General features: G+C 65.6%; 21 protein-coding genes. 11 read left to right on the top strand and 10 right to left on the bottom strand.

Features of this window, described 5'->3' with window-relative positions; all coding sequences use genetic code 11:
* Positions 1-26: 26 nt before the first annotated feature.
* Together ACNHKD_RS01140 and ACNHKD_RS01135 are read left to right on the top strand one after the other, a co-directional pair.
* On the top strand, positions 27-1,640 hold the full coding sequence (locus tag ACNHKD_RS01140; RefSeq protein WP_442755299.1) for a hypothetical protein: 1,614 nt from the start codon (positions 27-29) through the stop codon (positions 1,638-1,640).
* A 121-nt stretch (positions 1,641-1,761) separates the two neighbouring features.
* Positions 1,762-4,092: a Tex family protein gene (locus ACNHKD_RS01135; protein ID WP_442755298.1), complete on the top strand. Its 2,331-nt coding sequence runs from the start codon at positions 1,762-1,764 to the stop codon at positions 4,090-4,092.
* A gap of 164 nt (positions 4,093-4,256) precedes the next feature.
* Here the strand turns inward: ACNHKD_RS01135 and ACNHKD_RS01130 are convergent, their stop codons facing one another.
* Positions 4,257-4,685, bottom strand: a complete 429-nt coding sequence (locus tag ACNHKD_RS01130; protein ID WP_442755297.1) for a hypothetical protein — start codon at positions 4,683-4,685, stop codon at positions 4,257-4,259.
* A gap of 217 nt (positions 4,686-4,902) precedes the next feature.
* Between ACNHKD_RS01130 and ACNHKD_RS01125 the strand changes: the two genes are divergently transcribed.
* Positions 4,903-5,388: a peroxiredoxin gene (locus ACNHKD_RS01125; protein ID WP_442755296.1), complete on the top strand. Its 486-nt coding sequence runs from the start codon at positions 4,903-4,905 to the stop codon at positions 5,386-5,388.
* Between the two features lie 139 nt (positions 5,389-5,527).
* Here the strand turns inward: ACNHKD_RS01125 and ACNHKD_RS01120 are convergent, their stop codons facing one another.
* Positions 5,528-5,719 (bottom strand): DUF1289 domain-containing protein, encoded by a 192-nt coding sequence (locus ACNHKD_RS01120; RefSeq protein ID WP_442755295.1) that lies wholly within the window; start codon positions 5,717-5,719, stop codon positions 5,528-5,530.
* A gap of 97 nt (positions 5,720-5,816) precedes the next feature.
* On the opposite strand from ACNHKD_RS01120, the gene ACNHKD_RS01115 reads away from it, so the two are divergent.
* The 7 genes from ACNHKD_RS01115 (at position 5,817) to ACNHKD_RS01085 (ending at position 13,780) form a co-directional block, all read left to right on the top strand.
* Entirely contained in the window at positions 5,817-6,116 is a 300-nt protein-coding gene (locus ACNHKD_RS01115; RefSeq protein WP_442755294.1) for a hypothetical protein, read from the top strand.
* Positions 6,117-6,127: 11 nt separating this feature from the next.
* Positions 6,128-6,667, top strand: coding sequence for a lysozyme inhibitor LprI family protein (locus tag ACNHKD_RS01110; RefSeq protein WP_442755293.1), 540 nt, complete (start codon positions 6,128-6,130; stop codon positions 6,665-6,667).
* The gene (locus ACNHKD_RS01105) at positions 6,655-8,247 is read left to right on the top strand and encodes a RecQ family ATP-dependent DNA helicase (protein WP_442755292.1); all 1,593 of its coding nucleotides are present in this window, start codon (positions 6,655-6,657) and stop codon (positions 8,245-8,247) included. The genes ACNHKD_RS01110 and ACNHKD_RS01105 overlap by 13 nt, the downstream gene beginning before the upstream one ends.
* 272 nt (positions 8,248-8,519) lie before the next feature.
* Entirely contained in the window at positions 8,520-9,956 is a 1,437-nt protein-coding gene (locus ACNHKD_RS01100; RefSeq protein ID WP_442755291.1) for an MDR family MFS transporter, read from the top strand.
* Positions 9,957-10,033: 77 nt separating this feature from the next.
* Complete coding sequence (gene acnA / locus ACNHKD_RS01095) at positions 10,034-12,733, top strand: aconitate hydratase AcnA (protein ID WP_442755290.1); 2,700 nt, start codon at positions 10,034-10,036, stop codon at positions 12,731-12,733.
* Positions 12,734-12,893: 160 nt separating this feature from the next.
* Entirely contained in the window at positions 12,894-13,127 is a 234-nt protein-coding gene (locus ACNHKD_RS01090) for a hypothetical protein (protein WP_442755289.1), read from the top strand.
* Positions 13,128-13,537: 410 nt separating this feature from the next.
* A complete protein-coding gene (locus ACNHKD_RS01085; RefSeq protein ID WP_442755288.1) occupies positions 13,538-13,780 on the top strand; it encodes a hypothetical protein in 243 nt (80 codons plus the stop codon).
* Positions 13,781-13,851: 71 nt separating this feature from the next.
* On the opposite strand, the gene ACNHKD_RS01080 is transcribed toward ACNHKD_RS01085, so the two are convergent.
* From ACNHKD_RS01080 to ACNHKD_RS01055, 6 genes are all read right to left on the bottom strand, one after another.
* Positions 13,852-14,334: a hypothetical protein gene (locus ACNHKD_RS01080; protein ID WP_442755287.1), complete on the bottom strand. Its 483-nt coding sequence runs from the start codon at positions 14,332-14,334 to the stop codon at positions 13,852-13,854.
* An 82-nt stretch (positions 14,335-14,416) separates the two neighbouring features.
* Positions 14,417-15,829: a TolC family outer membrane protein gene (locus ACNHKD_RS01075; RefSeq protein WP_442755286.1), complete on the bottom strand. Its 1,413-nt coding sequence runs from the start codon at positions 15,827-15,829 to the stop codon at positions 14,417-14,419.
* Entirely contained in the window at positions 15,826-19,044 is a 3,219-nt protein-coding gene (locus tag ACNHKD_RS01070) for an efflux RND transporter permease subunit (RefSeq protein WP_442755285.1), read from the bottom strand. Before ACNHKD_RS01070 ends, ACNHKD_RS01075 begins: the two co-directional genes overlap by 4 nt.
* Positions 19,045-19,056: 12 nt before the next feature.
* Positions 19,057-20,247 (bottom strand): efflux RND transporter periplasmic adaptor subunit, encoded by a 1,191-nt coding sequence (locus ACNHKD_RS01065; protein WP_442755284.1) that lies wholly within the window; start codon positions 20,245-20,247, stop codon positions 19,057-19,059.
* A gap of 251 nt (positions 20,248-20,498) precedes the next feature.
* Positions 20,499-21,383 (bottom strand): outer membrane protein, encoded by an 885-nt coding sequence (locus ACNHKD_RS01060; protein ID WP_442755283.1) that lies wholly within the window; start codon positions 21,381-21,383, stop codon positions 20,499-20,501.
* A 193-nt stretch (positions 21,384-21,576) separates the two neighbouring features.
* On the bottom strand, positions 21,577-22,887 hold the full coding sequence (locus ACNHKD_RS01055; RefSeq protein WP_442755282.1) for a replication-associated recombination protein A: 1,311 nt from the start codon (positions 22,885-22,887) through the stop codon (positions 21,577-21,579).
* Positions 22,888-23,102: 215 nt separating this feature from the next.
* Here ACNHKD_RS01055 and ACNHKD_RS01050 point away from each other — a divergent pair, with 215 nt between their 5' ends.
* Complete coding sequence (locus tag ACNHKD_RS01050) at positions 23,103-23,861, top strand: AAA family ATPase (RefSeq protein ID WP_442755281.1); 759 nt, start codon at positions 23,103-23,105, stop codon at positions 23,859-23,861.
* A 255-nt stretch (positions 23,862-24,116) separates the two neighbouring features.
* On the opposite strand, the gene ACNHKD_RS01045 is transcribed toward ACNHKD_RS01050, so the two are convergent.
* Together ACNHKD_RS01045 and ACNHKD_RS01040 are read right to left on the bottom strand one after the other, a co-directional pair.
* On the bottom strand, positions 24,117-24,584 hold the full coding sequence (locus tag ACNHKD_RS01045) for a GreA/GreB family elongation factor (protein WP_442755280.1): 468 nt from the start codon (positions 24,582-24,584) through the stop codon (positions 24,117-24,119).
* Positions 24,585-24,729: 145 nt separating this feature from the next.
* Positions 24,730-25,716, bottom strand: a complete 987-nt coding sequence (locus ACNHKD_RS01040; RefSeq protein ID WP_442755279.1) for an MDR family oxidoreductase — start codon at positions 25,714-25,716, stop codon at positions 24,730-24,732.
* Positions 25,717-26,019: the final 303 nt, after the last annotated feature.

Raw genomic sequence — 26,019 nt, 5'->3', positions numbered from 1 at the left:
TGAATCGGCGCGGCGGGAGAATCGAGATGATCCGGGATTTATTGTCCTCTTCGCGGACGGCGTCTCTTGTCGCGCCGCGGGAAAATGAAAACGAGCGCGCGGGGCCGTTCGCCTCTGTAGGGGCGGTGGTCTCGAACTTCCATCTCTTCTTCGCGACGGCGCTTATTCTCGTCCTGCCGAACGCGATTTTCGCTTTCGCGCTGCGTCCGCTCCCCGCCGCGGTCGCGCTCTCCGGCTGCGCGATTCTTGTGGCGCTGCTCTGGCGCGCGCCGCGTTCGGGCGCGCTGCTGCGCGCGCCCCTCGACGCTCCTGCTTACGCGGGCAGCCTGGCGCTCGGCTTGCTCCTTTGCCTGCTCGGCGGCGAAGGGCATTTCTTTTATTCGACCTCCGACTGGCTGACGCGCGACGCGGTGCTGGCCGATCTCGTCAATAACGGCCTGACGGTGATCTACCGTCACGAGGATCAAGACTATATGCTGCGCGCGCCGCTCGGCATGTATATGATTCCCGCGATGATCGGCCGCGTCTTGGGCCTCCATGGCGCGCATTTCAGCCTTCTGGCGCAGAATACGCTGGTCGTTTCCACGATCGGCTATTTCGTCACGCAGGTCGCCAATGTGCGAAAACTGCCGATGTTGCTGCTGTTCTTCGCCTTCAGCGGCATGGACGTCGTTCCGACGCTCGCGGCGGAGCTGGTTTCCCTATTCCGGGGCGACGATCTTTTCCCGATCACGCATCTTGAATGGTGGATCGGCCATTTCTCCGGCGTTCCCCTCCAATATTCCAGTCACCTGACGCAATTATTCTGGGTGCCGAACCATATGGCGCCCGGCTGGTGGTTTGCGGTTCTGGCGTTGCTATATGTGCGGCGCGAAATCGATTTCGCCGTCCTTGCCGCCTCCTTTGCGGCGCTGCTGCTGTGGTCGCCGCTCGCCATGATGGGCGCGGCCGTCTTTCTCGCCATGTTTGCGCTGGAGCTTTTTCCCCGCCGGATTTTCGAGACGCGAAATTTGATCGCCGTCGCGGCAGGCCTGTGCTTCCTCCCCATCGCCCTTTATCTCACGCTGGACGCAGCGGCCGTGCCGCATCGGGTTCTGCTCGGCGTCAAGGGCTTCCTTCCCCTCTACCTGCCGTTCCTCGCCATCGAGATTCCCCAGGCGGCGATCGTCGCGCTGGGATGGCGCATGGTCGAGCCGTCCGACCGCCGCCTCGCGCTGCTCGCGATCGCGATGCTGGCGGTCATTCCGGCATACAGCATTGGCGGCGCCAATGATTTCGCGATGCGCGCGTCAATTCCGCCGCTCTTCATCCTGGCCTTCGTTTTTTCGCGCGTCGCAGTATTGACGCCGCGCGACAACGGACGCTTCGCCACGGCGATCGCCGTGATCGTCATTCTCTCTTTCGCCACGCCGATGATCGAGCTTAAACAGGCGCTGCAGGCCGGCGGCTACAAAATCAGCGACTGCAACATGCTGACAAGCTGGAGAAAGATCGGTCCATCCGCGCTCCCGACGAATTACTGGGCGCGGGCGGACAAAGTTCCATCCTGGCTCATGTCGACCGAAGGGACGGCGCCGCTGACGCTGGAAGACCGCAAATGCTGGCCGGATCATCCTCTTCTGGAAGAAGGGATGAAATAGCCATGGGGCGGACCCTATGGAATGATCTGTGCGTGACGCGGCGCCGCGCGGGCAAGGTCTTTGACTTCCGGCGCCGCCCTTCGCTAAAAGCCTCGCTTCCCTTCGGTGGAGAGGCGAGCATATGGCGTCGATTGTCGAGCGGCTGAGCGAGGAACTTGCGGCGAAACCGTGGCAGGTGGAGGCCGCGATCGGGCTTCTCGACGGCGGCTCCACGGTTCCCTTCATCGCGCGCTACCGCAAGGAGGCCACGGGCCAGCTCGACGACGTTCAATTGCGCAAGCTTGAAGAACGGCTGCGCTATCTGCGCGAGCTGGAGGAGCGCCGCAAGGCGATTCTCGAATCGATCGAGAGCCAGGGCAAGCTCGACGACGCGCTGAGGCGCGTCATCATGGAGGCCGACAACAAGGCGCGCCTCGAAGACATTTATCTCCCCTTCAAGCCCAAGCGCCGCACCAAGGCGCAGATCGCGATCGAAGCGGGCCTGGCGCCGCTGGCCGAGTCGCTGTTGTCGTCGCCTGAAAAAGACCCGAAGGTTCAAGCGGAGGGCTATGTCGACGCGGAGAAGAATGTCGCGACGGCGGAAGCCGCGCTCGATGGCGCGCGCGCCATTCTCGTCGAGCGATTCGCGGAAGACGCCGACCTCATCGGCGCGCTGCGCGAGGAGCATTGGCGGCAGGCCGTGCTGAAATCGAAGCCGCGCGAGGGCAAGGAAGCGGCGGCGGTCAAATATTCCGATTATTTCGAATTCTCGCAGCCGATCGCCAAGCTCCCCTCCCATCGCATTCTCGCGCTGTTCCGCGGCGAGAAGGAGGAGATGCTGGAGCTCGAAATGGCGCCGGAGGCCGAGCCGGGCTCAGGGGGTTACGAGGCTCGCATCGCGCGCCGCTATAATATCGAGAATCGCGGCCGGCCGGGCGACAAATGGCTGCTCGACACGGCGCGCTGGGCCTGGCGCACCAAGATCGAATTGCATCTTTCGGTCGACGCGCGTTCGCGCCTCTGGAAATTCGCCGAGGAAGAAGCGATTCGCGTCTTCGCCGAAAATCTGCGCGATCTTCTGCTCGCCGCGCCGGCCGGCGCGCGCGCGACCATCGGTCTCGACCCGGGGTTTCGCACCGGCGTCAAGGTCGCGGTGATCGACGCCACGGGCAAGATCGTCGCGACGACGGCCATCTATCCGCATGAGCCGCAACGCCGCTGGGACGAATCCATCGCGACTCTGGCGAGCCTCGCGCGTCAGCACAGGATCGAGCTGATCGCCATCGGCAACGGCACGGCCTCGCGCGAGACGGATAAGCTCGCGGGCGAGCTGATGTCAAAGCATCCCGAGCTGAAGCTCACCAAGATCGTCGTGTCGGAAGCTGGCGCTTCCGTCTATTCGGCGTCCGAATACGCGTCCAAGGAATTGCCCGACCTCGACGTGTCGCTGCGCGGCGCCGCCTCGATTGCGCGCCGTCTGCAAGACCCGCTGGCGGAGCTCGTCAAGGTCACGCCGAAATCGATCGGCGTCGGCCAGTATCAGCACGACGTTTCCGAGATGAAGCTGTCGCGCGCGCTCGACGCCGTGGTGGAGGATTGCGTGAACGCCGTCGGCGTCGATGTGAACACGGCCTCGGCGCCGCTCCTCGCGCGCGTCTCGGGCCTCGGCGAAACGCTGGCGGCGAACATTGTCGCGCACAGAGACGCGAATGGCCGCTTCAAAACGCGCGCGCAACTGAAGGAAGTGCCGCGCCTGGGGCCGAAGGCCTTCGAGCAGAGCGCGGGCTTTCTGCGCATCATCGACGGCGACGATCCGCTCGACCGCTCGGGCGTGCATCCGGAAGCCTATCCGCTGGTGCGCCGCATCCTCGGCGCGGCGAAGACCGACATCAGGTCGCTCATCGGCAATACGAACGAGTTGCGCAAGCTGAAGCCCGCGCAATTCGCCGACGAGACTTTCGGCTTGCCGACCGTCACCGATGTGCTGGCCGAACTGGAGAAGCCTGGCCGCGATCCGCGCCCGGCCTTCAAGACGGCGACCTTCCAGGAGGGCGTCGAGACGCTGAACGACCTCAGGCCCGGAATGGTGCTGGAAGGCGTCGTCACCAATGTCGCGGCCTTCGGCGCCTTCGTCGATGTCGGCGTGCATCAGGACGGGCTGGTGCACATCTCCGCCCTGTCGAGGGAATTCGTCAAGGATCCGCGCAGCGTCGTGAAGCCGGGCGACATCGTCAAAGTGAAGGTCATGGAGGTCGACGCGCCGCGCAAGCGCATCTCGCTCACCATGCGTCTCGACGACGTTCCGGGCCAGCAGGCCAAAGGCGGGCAGGGCGGCCATCAGGGTCGCGATCAGAACCGGCCGCGCGGTCCGCAACAATTCGGCGCCCCGCACGGCGGGAAGCCGGCCGGCAATACGCCCGGCGGCCTCGGCGAGGCGCTGCTCGCGGCGATGAAACAGAAGGGCGCACGCTAGATGGGCTGCGTTCCAGCGGAATCGCCTAACCGCAGGCAGCGCGAGATTCCGAAGGTTTAGAGCAGGCGAAAACGGCTCCCATTTTTCGCGAGCCGCGCTCCAAAGGCGCGCCGATTCGCAAGGCGCGCGAGGGAGAGCGTCCGCACTCTCCCTCTTAACGGCTTTTATTTGTGCTTTTTCCTCTTCGCGCCATGCGCGGGCGCGGGAGCCGGCTCGGCGGGCTTCGACGCTTGCTGGTCGCTCGCGGGAGCAGGCGCCGTGGCGGCGGCGGGCTCCGGCGCGGGAGCCGGCTCGGCTTCGCTCTTTTGCGCGGGGGCGGGCTCTTGCGTCGTGGCGGGCAGAGGCTCCGGAGCGGCCGGTTCCGAGGCCGGCTTCGTCGTGAAGAGCCAGGTCAGGCCCGCAATCACGATCACGGCGGCGGCAAGACCCAGCCCGATCATGCCGGAATTCGCCCTCCCGGCGGGCGCGGCCGCGGGCGACGGCGCTTCGACCGGCGTCTCGGCCGCGGGCGGATCGGCCGGCAGCTCGCCGCGATATTGGCTCCAGACCCAGGCGGACGGGGGCTGTCCTTCAGGTCCTTCGGAATTGGCCATTTTTCAAACCTCCCAAGAAGCGCGCGCTCCGCTCGGAGTCGCGGCGACGGCGCAGATTGTTGCACCGCATCGCGCGAACCCACAAGCGCCGTTCTTTGACGCGATGAAACCGCCTTCAGAGGACGGCGCGCCTGGAAGCAGCGCCTTTGCGGAAGACATGCGACGAAAACGCGCTAATTAAGGAGGGCTTCACCCGCATACACAAGCGAGACAGGGCATGACCATTAAAGCAGGCGACAGAATTCCGGACGTCACCGTCACCGCCATGGGTAAGAACGGCCCCGAGCCGGTCAAGACCTCGGACTATTTCAAGGGCCGCAAGGTCGCGCTTTTTTCCGTGCCGGGCGCCTTCACGCCGACCTGCCACGCCAAGCACCTGCCGGGCTTCGTCGAGAAATATGACGCGCTGAGAGCCAAGGGCGTCGACGCCGTGGCGGTGACGGCGGTCAACGACGTCTTCACGCTGGACGCCTGGCTCAGGGATCGCGGCGCGGCGGGGAAGATCGACGGCCTCGCCGACGGCTCGGCGGTTCTAGCCAAGGCGATGGGAGTCGAGCTCGACCTCAGCGATTTCGGACTCGGCGTGCGCGGCAAGCGTTATTCGGCGGTCGTGAATGACGGCGTGGTGGAGTGGATCAATATTGAGGAGAATTCGAGCGTCACGACGGTTTCGAGCGCCGAATCGACCCTGGAAAGGCTTTAGATCGCGCCGCGTTTAGGCGGAATCGCAGGCAACGCGATTCTAAAGGTTTAGCGCGCGCTTCAGGCGAAAAACCGGTTTTCGCTTTTCGCAGCGCCAGCGCACCAAGGCCGGCCCTTTGGCGGCCGGCCTTTAAACCTTTTCAGGCCTTCACTTTCGCGGGCGTCAAGCCGGCGATCGCCAGGAGCCGCGCTTTGGCCCGCTCCGCGACGCGCTTTTTGTCATCCTCGGAAAGCTGCGACCAAGCGCCGATCTCCTCTCGCGAGCGGCCGCAGCCGACGCAGACATTATTGGAGTTGAGCGTGCAAATCTTGTTGCAGGGACTGGGGATCATCGCGCCTCCCGGATCTTGCGCGCAATTGGCCGGGAGCGCCGCCGTCTGTCAATCGCCTGCGCCCGGCGAGTCGTCCCGCCGGAGGAGTGAGTTCGCCATGTCCCTTTCGCTCCAATCCTTCCTTGCATCGATCCGGTCGGGCGATCGGCCGCCGCTTCCCATGCCTTTGCGGGCGCTGTGGCTCGACGCCAGAGGCGACTGGGCTGGCGCGCATAAATGCGTCGACATGCGGCAGGACAAGGACAGCTGCTGGGTCCACGCCTACCTTCACCGCAAGGAAGGCGATCTCTGGAACGCCCGCTACTGGTATGCGCGCGCCGGGCGCCCGCCCCGCGAGGGACCGCTTGAGGAGGAATGGCGGGAAATCGCGGCGGCGCTGCTGGCCGACGCGGCCTGACGGAGATGGGGATGACCCTTTCAGCTTTTGTTATTTCCTTTGCAGCCCTGCTTTTTTCATTTCCGGCCGTCGCTGCGGACAAGCCGCGAAGGGAAGACGTCGCGGCGGTTGAGGCCTGCCTCACGCTCGTGAAGGAGAACGTCAAAAAGGCGGGCCTGACGAAGGACGAACGGCCTGGCACCGTTGGGCGGCTGGCGGCCGCCGCTGACGGCGCGCGCCTCGATCCGGCGAGCTGCGTCGGCGTTCTCGCCGTCGCGTGCACGCGGAAGGAAGGGACTTCGGATGGCGCGCAGAGCGCGTGTTCGCAGAGGGAGGCCGCCGTCTGGGACGAGCGTCTCAACGCCGCCTATCGCGTGGCGCTGGAGCGAATGGAAAAGGAGGGCGCCGACAATTTGCGCAAGACCGAGCGCGCCTGGATCGCCTATCGCGACGCGCGCTGCGTCCAGGCCTGGGCGACATATCACGGATCCATGGCCGGCCCCATCCAGGCCTGGTGCGAGATGGAGCAGACCGCGCGGCAGGCGCTCTGGATGGAATCGTGGAACGAGTAGTTTCCCCGCGTGGGGGCGGCGGCGACCCGCGCGAATTGCTGCGCAGCATTTTCGGCTTTCCGGACTTTCTGCCGGGCCAGCGCGAGGTGATCGAGGCGGTGCTCGCCGGCCGCGACGCGCTCGCCGTCATGCCGACGGGCTCTGGCAAGTCTCTTCTCTATCAACTGCCTGCGGCGGCCGGACCGGGGCTCGTCGTCGTCGCCTCGCCCCTCATCGCCCTGATGCGCGACCAGTTGCGGGCGCTGGAGGATAAGGGGCTGTCCGCCGTCGCGCTGCATTCGGGGCAGGACGATGCGGAGGCGCTCGCCGCCTTCGAGGCGGTCGCCACGGGCCGGGCGCGCCTGCTTTACGCGGCGCCCGAGCGGCTGGCGACGGAGGGAACGCAGAATTTGCTGCGCAAAAACCGCGTCAGTCTCTTCGCGGTGGACGAGGCCCATTGCGTCTCCCATTGGGGCCACGAGTTTCGGCCCGACTATCGGGGTCTGGGCGAGATCGCGCGAAAGCTCGGCGCGCCGGTTCTCGCCGTCACCGCCACGGCCGGGCCGCGCACGCGCGACGATGTCCGCCGCAGTCTTTTTGCGCGGGAGCCGGATGTTTTCATCCGCTCTTTCGCGCGGCCCAATCTCTCGCTCTCCTTCCGGCGCAGGCGCGCGGGGTTGCGGCAAATCCTCGATTTCATCGGCAAAGCCGGGGAGAGCGGGATCGTCTATTGCAACTCGCGCCGAATGGCGGACGCGCTGGCCGCCGATCTCGCGCGGCTGGGGCTCGACGCGCTGCCCTATCATGCGGGCCTCGACGCCTATGCGCGCAGCGCCCATCAGGACGCATTTTTTGCGCGGAAAGGGGTCGTCATGGTTGCGACCATCGCTTTCGGCATGGGGGTGGACAAGCCGGATGTGCGCTTCGTGATCCATGCCGGCCTGCCGAGCTCCATCGAGGGCTATTATCAGGAAATCGGCCGCGCCGGCCGCGACGGCGCCCCGGCGCGGGCGCTCGCTTTGTTCGACCCGCGCGAACTGGCGCTGCGCTGGCGCACGCCCGAGATTCCGGAAGAAAACGAAGCCGCCGCCGGCGACTATGCGCGGCGCAAGGCCATGGCGCGGCTCTGCGTGACCCCCTCCTGCCGGACGCAGGCGCTGCTCGCGGAATTCGGCGAGGCGGCCGAGCCCTGCGGCGAATGCGACCACTGCCGCGGCGGCCCGCTCGCCTGGCCGCGGCGAGCCAAGGCGGTCGTGCTCGGCTGGCGGGCCGCCGCGGAGAGCCGTCTTGCGCATGTGACGGGCGAGGGGGTGGAGGAAGCGGGGTCGGAGCCCGCCCCGCAGGAGGCGCCGGTCTTCGAGCCGGCGCCGGCGCCCGAGCGTCCGCTCACCGTCGCCGAGACGCGGCTGCTGCGGGCGCTGCAGGCCGAGCGGATGCGGATCGCACGGCGGCGGCGCATCCCCCCGCGTGTCGTCGCGTCGGAAGAGACGCTTCGCGCCCTCGCTCTCGCGAGGCCCGACCGTCTGGACGACTCGCTTTTCGCCGGCGTGCAGGAGGCGGCTGTATTTTTGGCCCGGCTCAAAAGCAGTGATTGGACTTGAAATCCCTGCTATTTCAACGCCTCTGCAATGAAGCCCGTCCTTCGAGACGCGAGCTGCGATCTCGAAGCGCGAGGGGCGTCGCCGCTACTTTGTCAGCAGCCTGTCGGCGGAAGAATTCCGCCGCCTCGAAGGCGGGCGCCCGTCCTCAATCCTTGGCTCGGCGAGGAGAGTTAAAGCCCCGCGGCAAGCGACGGCAAAGATGCGGACCGCCATTCCATGCTGCGCCGCAACAAGCTATGACGGGGCTCGGTCAAGGGACATGCGGAAAAAAGATGAAGGACAACACGCCAACGCCTCCCGCCGAGATGCGGCAGGTCATGGTCGGCCTCGGCCTCGCCATGCTGCTCTCGGCGCTGGATCAGACCATTGTCGTCACCGCCATGCCGACGATCGGCGCCGATCTCGGCGAGCCCGAAAACCTGCCCTGGATCGTCACCGCCTATCTCGTGGCGGCGACCGTCGTGACGCCGCTTTACGGCAAATTCGCCGATATTTACGGCCGCCGCATCGTGATCCTCGTCGGCGTCGCGACCTTCGTCGCGGGCTCCGTCGCCTGTGCGCTGGCGCCGAGCATCGCGGCGCTCGCGGTCGCGCGTTTCCTGCAGGGCATGGGCGGGGGCGGGCTGATCGCCCTCTCGCAGACGGTCGTCGCCGATCTCGTCAGCCCTCGCGAACGAGGGCGGTACCAGACCTATTTCGCGGCGGTCTTCGTCACGTCCAGCGTCGCCGGGCCGGCGCTCGGCGGCTTTCTCGCGCAATATTTGCACTGGTCGCTGATCTTCTGGATCAACCTGCCGCTCGGCCTCGCCGCGCTCGTGATCGTCAACGCCCGACTCAAGCGCCTGCCGGAGCGGCGCCATCCGCACAGCGTCGATTATCCGGGCGCCGTATTTCTGGTCACGGCCTCGGGCGCCATGGTGCTGGCGCTGGGCTGGGGCGGCGCGCGCTACCCCTGGGTTTCGGCGCCGGTTCTCGGTCTCCTCGGGCTCTCGGCTATGTTCTGGGCGGCCTTCGCCCGGCGGACCCGTTCGGCTGAGGAGCCGCTTATTCCCATGCGGATCCTGAGCCTGGCGATCGTGCGGGACGCCATCGCCTCGAGCTCCTTCGGGCTCGGCTCCTTCGTCGGCCTCTCGGTCGTCATGCCGATCTTCTATGAAACCGCCATGGGCCTCAGCGCCCATGATTCCGGACTCGTGCTGATCCCGCTGATGGTCGCGACCGTCATCGGCGCGACCGTCTCCGGCCGCATGATGGCGGTCGTCCATCGCTACAAGATCATCCCGCTTCTGGGGCTCGGCGCCGGCGCCGTCGCGGCGGCGGCCGCGGCCTGGAAGGCCGACAGCGCCTCCTTCGTCACGCTCAACGCGCTGCTCACCGTCGTGACGTTCGGCGTCGGCACGATGCTGCCGGTCGCGACCGTCTCGGTGCAGAACGCCGTCGATACGCGCGATCTCGGCACCGGCACGGCGACGACGCAATTCTTCCGGCAGCTCGGAGCCGCGCTGATCGTCGCGCTGTTCGGCGCGCTGGCGCTTGGCGGCGGGCGCGCGGACTACCTCGCCGAGGCGAAGCTCTCCCCGGAGGAAATCGCGCGTCTTGTCGGCAGCTTCAGACTGGTCTTCGCCGCGCTCGCCGTCTGCATGGCGCTCTCTTTCGCCTTCATGGCGCAAATGGAGGAGCGGCCCCTGCGTGGCGAACGGCGGCGCTGACCTATGTAGGCTTGTGCCGGTGGCACGGAATTTTCTACAAAGGCGAAGCCCGCCTTTACGCCCGCAAGGATATTCTCATGACGTCAGTCGATAGTTTCCAGTCCCGCCAGAAGCTCGTCGTGGGCGACAGGACCTATGACTATTTCTCGCTGAAGGCGGCGGAGGCTAACGGCCTGGAAGGAGTCTCCAAGCTCCCCTATTCGCTCAAGGTCGTGCTCGAAAACCTGTTGCGCAACGAGGACGGCCGCTGGGTCACCAGGGACACGATCCTCTCCTTCGCGAAATGGCTCGGCGAAAAGGGCAGGACCGAGCGCGAGATCGCCTTTCGTCCGGCCCGCGTCCTGATGCAGGACTTCACCGGCGTCCCGGCGGTGGTCGACCTGGCCGCGATGCGCGACGCCATGGTCGCGCTCGGCGGCGATCCGCAGAAGATCAATCCGCTGGTGCCGGTCGATCTCGTCATCGATCATTCGGTCATCGTCGACGAATTCGGGACGCCCAAAGCCTTCGAGCAGAATGTCGAGCTCGAATATCGGCGCAATGGCGAGCGCTATCGCTTCCTGAAATGGGGCCAGTCGGCCTTCGACAATTTCCGCGTCGTGCCGCCCGGCACCGGCATCTGCCACCAGGTCAACCTCGAATATCTCGCCCAGACGATCTGGACCCGCGCCGAGGACGGCGTCGAGGTCGCCTATCCCGACACGCTCGTCGGCACCGATTCGCACACGACCATGGTCAACGGCCTTGCGGTGCTCGGCTGGGGCGTCGGCGGCATCGAGGCGGAGGCCGCCATGCTCGGCCAGCCGCTCTCCATGCTTGCGCCGGAAGTGATCGGCTTCAAGCTGACGGGCGCGCCGAAGGAGGGCGTCACCGCGACCGACGTGGTGCTCACCGTCACGCAAATGCTGCGCAGAAAAGGCGTCGTCGGCAAGTTCGTCGAGTTCTACGGCGAGGGCCTCAACCACCTCTCGCTCGCCGACCGCGCGACGATCGCGAACATGGCCCCGGAATATGGCGCGACCTGCGGCTTCTTCCCGGTCGACGCCGAGACGCTCGCCTATCTCAACACTTCGGGCCGCGCCGCCGAGCGCATCGCGCTGATCGAGGCCTATACGGAAGCGCAGGGCATGCTGCGAACCTCCGCCTCGCCCGATCCGGAATTCACCGACACGCTCGCGCTCGACCTCGCCGACGTGAAGCCGTCCCTGGCCGGTCCCAAGCGCCCCGAGGGCCGCGTGCCGCTCGAAGAGGTGGGCAAGGCTTTCGAGACCGCGCTCGCCGGCGAATACAAGAAGGACGGCGGGCTGGGCCCGCGCCACAAGGTCGAGGGGACGAATTACAATCTCGGCCATGGCGACGTGGTCATCGCCGCCATCACCTCCTGCACCAACACGTCCAATCCGAGCGTGCTGATCGGCGCGGGGCTCCTGGCGCGCAACGCCGTCGCCAAGGGGCTGAAAGTGAAGCCGTGGGTGAAAACCTCGCTCGCGCCCGGAAGCCAGGTGGTCGGGCGATATCTCGTCAATTCCGGTCTCCAGAAATCGCTCGACGAGCTGGGCTTCAATCTCGTCGGCTTCGGCTGCACGACCTGCATCGGCAATTCCGGCCCGCTGCCGGCGCCGGTTTCGAAGACCGTCAACGAACACGATCTCGTCGCGGCCTCCGTCCTTTCGGGCAACCGCAATTTCGAAGGCCGCGTGAACCCGGACGTGCAGGCCAATTACCTCGCCTCGCCGCCGCTCGTCGTCGCCTTCGCGCTCGCCGGCACGGTGGCGACCGACCTCACGAAGGAGCCGCTTGGCCAGGGTTCGGACGGCAAGCCGGTTTATCTGCGCGACATCTGGCCCACGAGCGCCGAGATCGACAGTTTCATCCGCCAGAACGTCACGCGCGACCTCTTCCGCGCCGCCTACGCCAATGTCTTCGCGGGCGACCAGCATTGGCGCGCCGTGGCGGCGCCGGAGAGCGAGACCTACGCCTGGGACGACAAATCGACCTATGTGCGCAACCCGCCTTATTTCGTCGGCCTCGCCAGGCAGCCGAAGCCTGTCAGGGATATTGTCGGCGCGCGCATTCTCGCGCTGTTCGGCGACAAGATCACCACCGACCATATATCGCCTGCGGGCTCCATCAAGGCGGCTTCGCCGGCCGGCAAATGGCTGATGGACAATGGCGTCGCGCAGGCCGATTTCAATCAGTACGGGACGCGCCGCGGCAATCATGAAGTGATGATGCGCGGCGCCTTCGCCAATATCCGCATCAAGAACCACATGATGAAGGGCGCCGACGGGATCGTGCCGGAGGGCGGCCTCACCAAATATTATCCGGGCGGCGAAGCGCTTTCGATCTACGACGCCGCGATGCGCCACCAGAAGGACGGCGCGCCGCTCGTCGTCTTCGCCGGGGCGGAATATGGCAACGGCTCGTCGCGCGACTGGGCCGCGAAGGGGACGGCGCTGCTCGGCGTGCGCGCCGTGATCGCGCAGAGCTTCGAGCGCATTCATCGCTCCAATCTCGTCGGCATGGGCGTTTTACCGCTCACATTCGAGGCCGGAACGAGTTGGGCCTCGCTCGGCCTCACCGGCGAGGAGACAGTCGCCGTTCGCGGGCTCGAAGCGGGTTTGTCGCCGCGCCAGACGCTCGTCGCGGAGATCGTTTTTGCGGATGGAAAGACGGTTTCAACGCCGCTTCTGCTACGCATCGATACGCTGGACGAATTGGAATACTTCAAGAATGGCGGCATTCTGCCTTACGTCCTGCGACAACTTGCCTCGTAAAAGAACGGCCAAAAAGCGCGGCTCTCGTTGACGGCTGAGTATTCCTGCGACATTTTCGTGAAGCTCGGGCGTGGGAGCCCCGCGCCGCCTGTATTGGCGGCTCGAGTTGAGGCGCAGCGCAAGAAGCAAAATAAAAATTGAAGATAGAGGAAACCTGAGGATGAAGAAGTTCTCCCTTTTCTCGGCGATCGCGATCTTTGCGGCGTTGACCGCCCCGGCCTTCGCGAGCTGCGACACCCATGCCGAGGACGAGCAGGCCGTCTGCGCTTCGAAATGTGAAGACGCCTATCTGAAGGACCAGCAGGGCTGGACCGCCGACATGACAAAAATCAAGGACAGCAAGAAGGCCTGCGACGAGAAGTGCGGCTGCCCGCAGAATTCGAAGGGCCTCTGAGACTTTTCTTGGTTCAATCCCGACGAGAGGGCGCGCGACGGCGCGCCCTTTTTTCGCTTCTCGCGCGCCTTCAGACGCGCATCTTCATCCGCCAGACGCCGTTGAGGGCGCGCCCCCTCATTTTGCAACGCTCACATTTCGGGCGTGAGGCGGTCATGGCGAAGAATTGGGCGCCGCAGTCCCATCCGCCAATGGATTCAGATCCCGCCGGCCGAGGGCGGGGAATCCCCCGAAGACGGCGGGCGACGGGGAAGAACCGTCATATGAAAGACGCGTGATTGACACAGCGCAATTCTTCCCCCAGTGTTCGCCCGCTTTGCGCGATATGAGGGGCCGTTACTGGATCGGCGGGAGGGTTCTACGCCATCGCCAAGCAAAACACCCTAAATGTAGAAAGAGGAAGCGCTAAGATGAACAAATTCGCCTTTGTTGCGGCGGCGGCCCTGTTTGCCGGCATGATGACCCCGGCTTTCGCCGACTGCGACACCCGCAAGGCTGACGAAGACAAGCAGGCCAACGCCGCGTCGAAGTGCTACGACGAATATCTCTCCCGCAAGCAGAACTACGGCGCCAACAAGGACGAACTCCGCGCGAACTTCCAGGCCTGCAACGAGAAGGCCGGCTGCCCGCAGAACTCGGACCTGCTGAAGTAAAGCCGTCCGTCGGCCTCCAAAGAGGGCTTGCGGATCTTTAGGGCGCGCAGTTCATGCGCGCCCATAATTTTTCACTGCCGATAGACGTTGCCGTCCGGACCCTTCCAGCCGTTCGGGTCTTCGTAGAAGCGATATTCCTCGTCGAAAGCCACCGTTTCGCCGGGCGCCACATATTGCTTGCCCTTGGGATCGGACTGGCGCGGCGACGTCACATAATGCTTGCTCGGCGAGCAGCCGTCCTTGAACTTGCCGCCGTCGTCAGGCTTGCAGTCGAGATTGGCGCCTTCCGGAAACTGCACTTTGGCGTTGAAGAAGATTTCATAGCCCTTCTCGCCGGTCGCGTGCATCTCGAGCGGCTCGGACATGGTCTGCTTGAATTCGAGGATCTTGCCAGGCTTGTCGAAACGCTGCGGGAGAAGGTTTTCGAAGATTTTCCGGGCGTGCGCCTCGGTCGGATCGCCGCAGCCGAGCCAGCAGATCGCCGCGGCCGGGCCGGCGGCGAGCGGCGCGGCGGCGACCGCCAGGGCGAAAATTTTCAGATAAGCGCCTCGCATTGCGTTTCCTCTTTTGTTGCGCCGCCCGGATCAATGTCCGGGCGATTGGCGCGCAGAGTAAAGCGCTTTGCGGGAAATGTCTTCAACGCCCGGCGTCCGGCGTGTTCACGCCGCCCCAGAGATCCTTCACCTGTTCGAAATGAATCGCGGGATCATATTCGGCGTCGCCCAGATGCAGGGTGTCGCCCGAGAGGCGTCCCATGGCGGCGAGGACCGCATAGGAGGCGACGACGCGTTCGCGCTGGGCGTAGACGAGGCCGATGCGCGCGTTCAGCAATTCGGCTTGCGCGTTGAGAATGTCGAGCGTCGTGCGCTGGCCGGCTTTCGCCTCTTCGCGCACGCCGTAAAGCGCGCGCTCGGCCGCGGCGATCTGCGTCTGCGCGGCGGCCATCTGTGTTTTCGCCGCCAGCAGCGCGCCCCAATTGGCACGCACGAGCGCGATGACGTCCGCCCGCGCCACGTCGACGTCGAGCTTGCGCTGGCCGGCGATCTCCTTCGCCTCGCGCACCTGCGACGAAGTCATGCCGCCTTCATAAAGCGGCACGTTGAGCCGCCCGCCGACATAGGCGCCGATATTGCGGTTGTAGATCCCGGAAATGTCGGTCTGCGTGAAGACGTTCCCCACGATCGAGAATCTCGGCATGAAATCAGACTCGAGCACTTTAATGTCGAGATCGGCGGCGTCGGCGTCGTGCAGCGCGGCGAGAATCACCGGATGTTCGCTCTGCGCGATGCGCTCGACCTCTTCGCGCGTCTTCGGCAGCAGGCGGTCGACGGCGGCGCCGGGCGCAAGCTTCTTGGGATCGACGCCGATCGTCTGACGATAGACGCCGATGCTCGCTTCGAGCGCCGCGCGCGCCTGGCCGACGAGCGACTGGCCCGCGGCGAGTCGCGCTTCGGCCTGCGCGATGTCGGTAAGCGTGATCTGACCGTAATTGTAGCGTTCGCGCGTCTGGCGCAACTGCTCGGTCAGCACCGCGACGTTGTTTTCCTGCAATTTGAGCGCGGCGGTGTCGCGCAGCACGTTCATATAGGCGGAGACGGCGGAAAACAGGACGCGCTGCTCCGTGAGCCGCAGCCGCTCGCGCCCGGCGAAGACAGTCGTCTCGGCCATGCGCGTGGCGTTCTGGGTCCTGAAGCCGTCGAAGACCGGCTGCTCGATCGTGAAATTTGCGGAGCGCGGCATGCTGCCGCCGGTTTGAATGCTCTTCGTCTGGGCGCGGGTGAGAGAAGGATCGGCGATGTCCTCGTCGATCTGCCGGGTCACCGCGCGATTGTTCTGCGCGCCCAGAAAGGCGCCGGCGCTCGCGCGGGGGCGCAGCCCGGAGCGCGCCTGGGGCACTTTCTCATCGAGCGCGCGCACGCCCGCGCGGCTGGAATTGATGACGGGAGAATTGTTGTAGGCGCGCAGCAGGGCGCCGTTCAGCGTCTCCGCGCCGGCCGGCGACGCCGCGAGGCAGATGACGAGATGGAAGGCGCGCCGCGCGTTTCTCACACGGCCTCCCTTGCGCGCGCGGCGTTCACGGCCGTCTCATCCCCGGCGAAGAAGGCGTAAAGCGCGGGCAGCACGATGAGCGTGAGCAGCGTCGCGCTGATGAGGCCGCCGATCACGACCGTGGCGATGGGCCGTTGCACCTCGGCGCCCGTCGAGGTCGCGAGCGCCATGGGCACGAAGCCGAGCGACGCGACGAGCGCGGTCATGACGACGGGGCGCAGTCGCGTCATGGCGCCGCGGAAGATCGCCTCCCGCTCGGGTGCGCCGCTCACCATGAGCTGATGGATATAAGTGCGCATGACGAGGCCGTTGAGCACGGCGACGCCGGACAGCGCGATGAAGCCCACCGCCGCGGAGACCGACATGGGCATGCCGCGCAGCCACAGCGCCAGCACGCCGCCGACAAGGGCGAGCGGCACGGCGGTGAAGACGAGCGCCGCGTCGCGCGCCGAGCCCAGCGCCGAATAGAGCAGCAGGAAAATCATGAAGAAGCAGACCGGCACGACGATCATCAGCCGCGCGCGCGCCGCGGCGAGATTCTCGAACTGCCCGCCCCATTCGATCCAGTAGCCCGCCGGGATCTGCACCTTGGCGTCCACCTTGGCGCGCGCCTCGTTGACGACGGACGCAATGTCGCGGCCGCGCACATTGGCGCTGACGACGACGCGGCGCTTGCCGTTCTCGCGCGAAATCTGGTTCTGGCCGTCCGCCGTCGAGAAGCTCGCGACCTGTTTGAGCTGCACGGTGGAGACGTGACCCTGCGCGTCGGGCGGCAGTGAAACGGGAATGGTCTCGAGCGCGTTCGCATCCTCGCGCAGATTGTCCCGCAAGCGGATGAAGATCGGGAAGCGGCGGTCGCCCTCGAAGATCATGCCGGCCGGTTCGCCGCCGATCGCGGCCCCGATCGTATCCTGCACGGCGCCGAGCGAGAGGCCGTAGCGGGCGATGGCGCCTTTATCCACCTTGATGTCGAGCACCGGCAGGCCGGTCACCTGCTCCACCTTCACGTCGGTCGCGCCCGGCGTCGACCGCAGGATCGCGGCGATGTGATTGGCCGCTTTCAGCATGGCGTCGAAATCCTCGCCGAAGACCTTTACGGCGATGTCGCCGCGCACGCCCGCGAGCAACTCGTTGAAGCGAAGCTGGATCGGCTGCGAGAATTCATAGGCGTTGCCGGGAAGCTCTTCGATTTTCGCGGTAATGTCCTCGATCAGCTTGTCTTTCGAGAGATGCGGGTCCGGCCACTTATCCTCCGGCTTCAGCATGATGAAGGTGTCGGTAAGATTCGGCGGCATGGGATCGGTCGCGACCTCGGCCGTACCCGTTTTGGAGAAGACGTAATCGACCTGCGGCAGAGAGCGAATGGCGTTTTCGAGGTCGAGCTGCATCGCCTGCGACTGCGTGAGCGAGGCGCTCGGAATGCGATTCGCCTGCATGGCGAGATTCTTTTCGTCGAGCTTGGGAATGAACTCCTGCCCGAGATTGACATAGAGAAGCGCGGCCAGCAGGAAGGAGGCGACGCCGACGCCCATGACCTTCACCGGCGCATCCATCGCCCAGCTCAGAACCGGTTCGTAAATGCGCTTCAGGCCCTTCACGAGGGCGTTTTCCTCCTCCTCGCCATGGCCCGAGACGAAGAGCGCGATCATCGCGGGGAAGAAGGTGAGCGAAAGGAGGAATTCCGACAGAAGGGCGATGATGACCGTCATCGCCATCGGGTGGAACATCTTCCCCTCGACGCCCGAGAAGCTGAGGATCGGGAGATAGACGAGAATGATGATGGATTGGCCATAGACCGTCGGACGGCGCATTTCGACGGCGGCGTCGATGACCGTATCGAGCCGCTCGTCGGTCGTGAGCCCGCGCCCCGCCGCGTGCTGACGCTCCGAGAGGCGGCGCAGGCTGTTCTCCGCGACGATAATGGCGCCGTCGGCGATGAGGCCGAAATCGAGCGCGCCGAGACTCATCAGATTGGCGCTGATCTTGAAGAGATACATGCCGATGGCGAGGAACAGCATCGTCACCGGAATGACCGTCGCCGTCACCACCGCCGCGCGGAAATTGCCGAGCATCACGAAGAGGACGAGGATCACCAGGCCCGCGCCTTCGGCGAGATTCTTCGCCACCGTCTTGATCGTCGCGTCGACGAGCTGCGTGCGATTGAGGATCGTCTTCACCTCGACGCCCGGCGGGAGCGACTTCGCGATCCCTTTCATTTTCTCGTCGACGGCGGCGGAGACCGTGCGGCTGTTGGCGCCGATCAGCATCAGCGCCGTGCCGATCACGACCTCCTCGCCATTCATGCTGGCGCTGCCGGTGCGCAGCTCCTTGCCGATGGAGACGTTGGCGATCTCCTTGACGCGGACGGGAACGCCATTGCGCGTCGTCGCGACGACATTGCCGATGTCCTCGACATTTTCCAGACGTCCGCCGCTCCTCACGACGAGGCCTTCGCCATTGCGCTCGACATAGCCGGCGCCGCGGCTGACGTTGTTTTTCTGGATGGACGCCGCGAGATCGCCGAAGGAGAGTCCGAGCGACATCAGTTTCGCGGGGTCCGGCTGCACGTGATACTGGCGCACATAGCCGCCGAGCGAGTCGACGCCGGCGACGCCGGGCACGGTGCGCAGTTGCGGCCGGATGATCCAGTCCTGCGTCGTGCGCAGATAGGACTCCTGCTCGACAGGCGTGCGGAGCAACGCGCCTTCGGGCGTGAGATAGGCTCCGTCCCGCCGCCAGCCTGGCTCGCCTTCCTTCGCGATCTTGCGCGGTTCGGAATAGCGCACCGTCCACATGTAGATTTCGGAGAGGCCCGTCGCGATCGGGCCCATGCGCAATTCGATCTGCGGCGGGAAATCCTCTCGCGCCTGGGCGATTCGCTCATTGACCTGCTGGCGCGCGAAATAGATGTCGACGCCGTCGGCGAAGACCGCCGTCACCTGCGCGAAGCCGTTGCGCGAGAGCGAGCGCGTATATTCGAGGCCGGGAATGCCGGCGAGCGCGTTCTCGATCGGATAGGTGACCTGCTTCTCCATCTCGAAGGCGGAGAGGGCCGGCGCGCGCGCGTTGATCTGGACCTGGTTGTTGGTGATGTCCGGCACGGCGTCGATCGGCAGATGCGCGAGCGCCCACACGCCGAACGCGCCGACGAGGCCGACCAGCAAAACGACCAGCCAGCGGCTGTGAACCGAGAAGGCGATGATCCGCTGCATCATGGTTCCGGCCGCTCACTCCTCCGGGATTTCGCTCTTGCCGGCCTCGGCCTTCAGCACGAAGCTGTTGGCGACGGCGATGGTTTCGCCGGGCGCGAGGCCCCTGATCGCCTCCACCGAATTCTCGTCGCCGTCGCCAAGCTCGACCGTGCGCGCCTGGAAACCGTCCTTCACCCGCACGAAAACGGTCGGCTCGTTATGGACGAGCTGCACGGCCGCGCGCGGGACCAGCACTTTCGCCGGGCTCTGCTCCAGCGCGATCTCCGCATTGAGCAGAACGCCGGGATGAAGCGCGAAATCGGGGTTTTTGAAGGAGGCGATCACATGGCCCGTCCGAGTCTCGGGCGTGATCATCGCGTTCACCACGGTCACCGCGCCTTCGAAGCTGCGGCCGTCCGTCCCCTTGAGAATGACGGGCTGGCCGACGCGGACGCTGGCGAGATTGACGATCGGCACGGCCAGCTCCGCTTCGACCTCCGAGAGATCCGCGAGCACATAGATCTGGCTCTCCGGCGTCACCGGCAGGCCGATATTGGCGAGACGCTCGATCACGCGGCCCTTGATCGGGGCGCGAAGCTCCTTTTCGCGCAGCCGGGCGATGGGCTGCGAGGGAAGGGCGGCGATCTCGCTTTCCGACAGGTCGAGCGCCGCGAGCTTGCCGCGCGCGAGATCGAGCCGCAGCTTCGCCTCCGTGAAGGTCGCCTTGGCCTTGAGAAAAAGCTGCTCGGCCGTGATCTTCTTCTCGAAGAGCCCCTTTTCGCGGGCGAAAAGCTGAGATTGCAGATCGTAGTTGGCCAGCGCCGCGAGATACTCGCTTTTGGCGTCCGCGACTTCCCGCGAATCGATGATCGCGACGTTCTCGTTCTTCGCGGTCTCGTCGCCGAGTTTTTTGCGCATTTCCGCCACCACGCCCGAGACCTTGGCGGCGACGCGGGCGAGATGGTCGGGATCCGTCTTCACCGTCGCCGGCACGGTGATCTGCCGCTTGATGACGCCCGGACCCGCTTTGGCGAGGCTGATCCTGGACGCCTCGATCTGCTCGGCCGAGAGCTTGATCGCGCTTTGGTCGGCGGGCGCGCCGCTTTGCCCGGACGGCGCGCCGACAGGCGCCGCCGCGCCGCGAATCCTGGCGTAGAGGCCCGGCAACGCGGCCCCGACGGCGAGGCTCGCTACGATTGCGAGAAGGAGGGGCGCGTTGCGGGACATCTTCCTGCTGTGGGGCTCCAGGCGTCGCGGCGCAGGCCTTGGGAGGGTTAACACTGGCTGGGCGTCGACGCCATGGCCGGCGCCGCGCCGGCCCGGATTATCCCCATGAGTCGCCCGGATGCGATCTTTAGCGCCGACCTCCCGCCGCGTCTATGCGCGGCGGCGCTGCGAACTGCGACAAAAACGCTGAATCGAAACAAAAAAGCCCGGCCGCAAGGGCCGGGCTTCCATCGTCTCGCCGAAGCGGCGAATTAGTATTTGGCCAGCACCGGCGCCGAAGCGGCGAACGGGTTGAAGTGCCAGTTCAGGCCGGCGCGGACCGTATGGAACTGAGTCGGCGAAACATGCGCGCCGATGAAATTGGCGCCGAGGAAAGCGCCCGCGTTCAACGCGCCCGGCAGCGCGACATAGGTCGGGCCGAGATTGGTGTAGAGATACTCGACCTTGAGCGACCAGGCCGGGAAGGACATGGGCGACCACTCGGCGCCGCCGCCGACCGTCCAGCCGGTGTTGGTGTTGAAGTAGGTGCCGCGGCCGATCTGCGAAGCGCCCAGGGCGGGGAACAGGTCGTTGACGCTGACCGTGTGGTTGACCTGGCCATAGGCGAAGCCGCCCGTGCCGTAGACCATCAGGTTCGGATAGGACGGCATCACGAGGCCGATGCGGCCGCGCACCGTGCCCCACCAGTCGACAGACTGGGCGGAATTGATCACCGGAACGTGATTCGTGGCCGGGCCGAGCGGGTTAGAGCCGAAGCCCGCGAAGTTCTGCTGGGTGTTGATGTCGGCGGCCTGAATGTCCGTCTCGACGCCCAGAACCAGCCAGGGCGAGAACTGATAATTGTAGCCGACCTGGCCGCCGCCGGTGACGCCGTTCAGATTATGCGGGTTGCTCCAGGTGCCCGCGAAGCCCGGAACCGCCGGGGCCAAATAGGCGAAGGAGCCCGCCTCGGGATTGCCGCCCGCGTCGAAGCCGTAGCCGATGTTCACGCCGCCATAGAGGCCGGTCCAGGAGAAGGCCGGCGGCGGCGGAACGTAAGCCGGCGGCGGGCCCTTGCGGGACGGGAGGTCGGCGGCGAGCGCCGAACCGGCGACAAGAGCCAGCGCAATGCCGGCGGCGACAGAATATTTGGTCATCGAGACCCCCTCGTAAGCATTCAATCTCTTGCGGCTGTCGTCGCCTGAGCGACATCCGCCGTCGTCAAAATGATTACGGCCGAACCTCGAACACGGTCAACGAAAAGGCGGGCTGAACAAGGCTTGTGCAGTGCGTTTGCCGGCGCGCGTGACAATTGCGCAACAGAACGCCTCTCGGGCGGGCGCCTTCCGGCTATTTCGCGTTGCGTTCGCGTCGCAGACGCTCCCAATAATCGAGCCGCCTGGCGACCTCGCGCTCGAATCCGCGCTCGACGGGCCGATAGAGTCTCTGCCGCTTCAATGATTCGGGCCAGTAGTTCTGCCCGGAGAAGGCGTCCGGCGCGTCGTGGTCGTATTCGTAGCCCTCGCCATAGCCTTCCTCGCGCATCATCTTGGTCGGCGCGTTGAGGATGATCTTGGGCGGCATGAGCGAGCCCTTTTCCTCCGCTAGGCGGCGCGCCCTCTTGTAAGCGACGTAGCCCGCGTTGGATTTCGGCGCCGTCGCCACGTAGATCACCGCCTGCGCCAGCGCGAGCTCTCCTTCCGGGGAGCCCAGAAAATCATACGCGTCCTTGGCGGCGTTGGCGACGACCAGCGCCTGCGGGTCCGCAAGTCCGATATCCTCGACCGCCATGCGCACGATCCGGCGCGCGAGAAAGAGCGGGTCCTCGCCCGCGTCGAGCATGCGCGCGAAATAATAGAGCGCCGCGTCCGGGTCGGATCCGCGCACGCATTTGTGCAACGCGCTGATGAGATTGTAATGGCCCTCCTGGGCCTTGTCGTAAATGGGCGCGCGCCGCTGCACGACGTCGGCGAGCGCCGCGCGGTCGAAGATTTCCCCCTCGCGCGCCGCGCGCCAGATCTCCTCGGACAAAGTGAGCGCGGCGCGTCCGTCGCCGTCGGCCATGGCGATCAGGGCTTCGCGCGCGTCCGGGTCGAGCGGCAGCTTCCTGCCTTCCGTCGCCTCCGCGCGCGCGAGCAGCTTCTCGATCGCCGGCGCGTCGAGCGGCTTGAAGGTCATCACACGGGCGCGAGACAGCAGCGCGGCGTTGAGTTCGAAAGAAGGATTCTCGGTCGTCGCGCCGATCAGCGTGATCGTGCCGTCCTCCATCACGGGCAGGAAACTGTCCTGCTGCGCGCGGTTGAAGCGATGAATCTCGTCGACGAAGAGCAGCGTGCCCTGTCCCGTCGCGCGTCGCGACCGGGCGGCGTCGAAGGTCTTCTTGAGATCGGCGACGCCTGAAAAGATCGCCGAGATCTGCACGAAGGCGAGCTTCGTGTCATGCGCGAGAAGGCGCGCGACCGTCGTCTTGCCGGAGCCCGGCGGTCCCCAAAGAATGAGCGAACCGAGCGAGCCGCCTTGCACGAGCCTGGCGAGCGCGCCGGACGGTCCGAGCAGATGATCCTGTCCGACGACCTCGTCGAGCCGCGTCGGACGCAGCCGATCGGCGAGCGGCCGGGGTGCGCTCTCGTCCAGTTTGGCGGATTCAAAGAGGTCGGACATCGAGCCTGCTGATTGTCGACTTTACTTCGACGGGGTTGCTTGGAGGGGTTACTTGGGGAGGTTGATCCTTGATTACCACCTCGACGCGGCCGCAACCAACGATTACCCTGCCGGGAAGTAAATGATTCGGCCGGGGCGGCCCGCGTATTGTCCAAAACTGCGTTCTTTCACGTCGAGCCCGCAGCGCAGCGCTGCGCAAAATCGGAAATGCACATATGCGGACAATCGCTTTCGTCACGCAAAAGGGCGGCGCCGGCAAGAGCACCTTGGCGAGCAGCGTCGCCGTGGCCGCGCGCGCAGCCGGAGAGCGCGTCTTCATCATCGATCTCGATCCGCTCCAAACGCTCGTAAAATGGGCGGACGCGCGCGAGGCGTCGGATATCGGCGTCGAGCAGGTGCCGCCGCCCAAGCTCCCGAAAGCCATCGCGGCGCTCGAGAAGAAGGGCGTGACCCTCGTCGTCATCGACGCGCCGGGCCAGGAGGGCGAACCCGCGGCGGCCGCGATGCGCGTCGCGGATCTCTGCGTCATCCCCGCGCGTCCCAACGCCTTCGATCTCTGGGCGAGCGAGAAGACGCGCGCGCAGGTGAAGGAAGTCGGCTGCGACTACGCCTTCCTGCTCAACCAGTGCCCGCCCGCGCAGCAAAGCGCGCGCGTGGAGCTCGGGGCCAAATCCCTGCAGGCCATGGGCGGGCTGCTCGCGCCGCTCGTTTCCGCCCGCGTCGACTATCAGGAGGCGGCGCGCCTCGGCCTCGGCGTGAGCGAATATAATGCCGACGGCGTCGCGGCGCAGGAAATGAAGGAGCTGTGGGGCTCCATCAAGCGCCGCCTGAAGCGCGCGCCAGCAAAGGTCGCGCCCGCGAGGTCGTCGGCCGAGAAGGCGCCCGCTCCCGCGCCCAAGGCGCCGGTTCAGAAGTCCGTCGCCGCGCCGGAGCCAAAGAGCGCGGCGAAAAAGCCGGCGAGGAAAGCGGCCTGACCCACGGATTGCCGCAATGAAGATAGATATGGCCGCGCGAACAGCGCGGCCCAGTTTGTTGACAAACCTCCCGAGGCGGCCTCGTCCTTCGAGACGCGAGCTTTGCTCGCTCCTCAGGATGAGGCCTAAGTATTTGGCGCTGAAGGAAAAAGCCCCTCATGCTGAGGAGCCTGCGCAGCAGGTGTCTCGAAGCACGAGGGGCGTCGCCGCTACTTTGTCAGCAGCCTGGGCCGCGCGAACAGCGCGGCCTTTTCCTTACCCGATCTCCACGATCCGGGCGCTGTGGTGGACGACCTCCGCCTTGTCGCCGACGCTCTTGCCCATCAGCGCCTGCGCGAGCGGCGCGACATAGGGGATGAGGCCTTTGGACGGGTCCGCTTCATCCTCGCCGACGAGGCGAAAGACGCGGCGTTCGCCGCCTTCGAGCTCCACGACGACCTTGTGGCCGAAGCGCACCGCCGAATGGTCGGCGATGGGACGCACGACTTCCGCGCTGGCCCGCCGCGCGATCCAGTAGCGCAGGTCGCGTTGGGCGAGGGCAAGCGCGTGGTTGTCGTCCGCCGCCGTCGCCCGCTCGATCTCGCCGTGAAGACGCGTCAGCGCGTCGTCGATCTGCTGCAAACCTTCCGGCGTCACCAGATTGCGGTGCGGGCTGACCGGGCGATCGGGCAGATCCTCGCGCGGATTGTCGTCTTCCTGTTCCTTGGTGAAAGCCGAACTCATGCGTCCTACCTTTAGCGCCGCGAAGGCCTGGAAAAAGAGGCGGCCCCGGAAAGCTGGCCGAGCGAGAGCCGCGCGCGTCATTACCGCCGGGGGGCTCGAAAGTCGAGAACGTCGCGAGCCGCTGCGACAATTGGCGCCGCCGCCCTCAAGGCATCTCGATCACGACCCGCCCGCGAATCTTCCCCGTCACGATGGAGCGCGCCCGCTCGAGCGCCTGATCGAAGGGGATAATCTCACACATGGCGTCGATCATCGCCGCGTCCAGATCCGCGGCGATTCGCGCCCAGGCTTCGCGCCGCAGGGCGATTCGCGGCCGGATGCTTTCCACGCCGAGAAGCGACACGCCGCGCAGGATGAAAGGCGCGACGCTTCCCGGAAAATCCATGCCGCCGACATTGCCGCAGGCCGCAATCGCGCCGTCGAATCGCGTCTGAGAGAGAAGATTGGCGAGCGTGACGCCGCCGACGGCGTCGACGCCCGCCGCGAATCGCTGCGTCTGCAAAGACTTGTTCGGCTGCGAGAAATCCTCGCGCGCCAATATTTCGCTCGCGCCGATGGATCGCAAATAATCCGCCTCGGCGGCGTGGCCGGTGATCGCGGCGACGCGCCAGCCCGCCTTGGCGAGAAGCGCCACTGCGAAGGAGCCGACGCCGCCCGACGCGCCGGAGACGACGGCGGGTCCATCCTGCGGCGTCGCGCCGTGGCGCTCAAGCGCCAGCACGCAAAAGATCGCCGTGAGGCCCGCCGTGCCCACGGCCATGGCGCGTGCGGGCGTGAGCGAATCGGGAAGCTTCACGAGCCAGTCGCCCGGAAGACGCGCTTTTTGAGCAAAACCGCCGAAATGCGCTTCGCCGACGCCGCAGCCGGTGGCGACGACGAGATCGCCTTTTGCAAATCCCGCATGTGTCGAGCGCGTGACGCGACCCGCGAGATCGACGCCGGGAATCATGGGAAAGCGGCGCACGACCGGACTTTTCCCCGTGACGGCCAAGCCGTCCTTGTAGTTGATCGCGGAGAAGAGAACGTCGAGATCGACGTCCCCTGGCATGAGCGCTCCCTCCTCCATGTCGACATAGTCGGCGCCGTAACGCTCGGAATTCTTGTCAATCAGCACGGCTTTGAAAGAGGACATGAGCGCTCCAAGTCGATCAGGACGCGAAAATCAGGCGCGTTACTCCCCAATAAAGGGTCAAAAAAGCCTCATCTAGACCGGATTTACGACGAGCGACGCGGCGCGTGCGCTTAAACTTAGGATTGCTGGCGCGGCTCATGTCCTCATGCTATCGCGCTGCCGTCAACATTTGTATCAAATTCTGATCATGCATAATAAGCAGGTAATAATTCTTGCTGCGGAGGCAACAGTGAGTTAGATTACAGAATAATCCTCGCCCGTTCGACGAAGCCCCCAACACAACCGGTTTTGATCGAGCCATTA

The sequence above is a fragment of the Methylocystis sp. JAN1 genome (genome assembly GCF_052186135.1).
Lineage (GTDB): Bacteria > Pseudomonadota > Alphaproteobacteria > Rhizobiales > Beijerinckiaceae > Methylocystis.
Note: the sequence above shows the minus strand (reverse complement) of the source record. Positions and strands in the feature narration are given on the sequence as shown.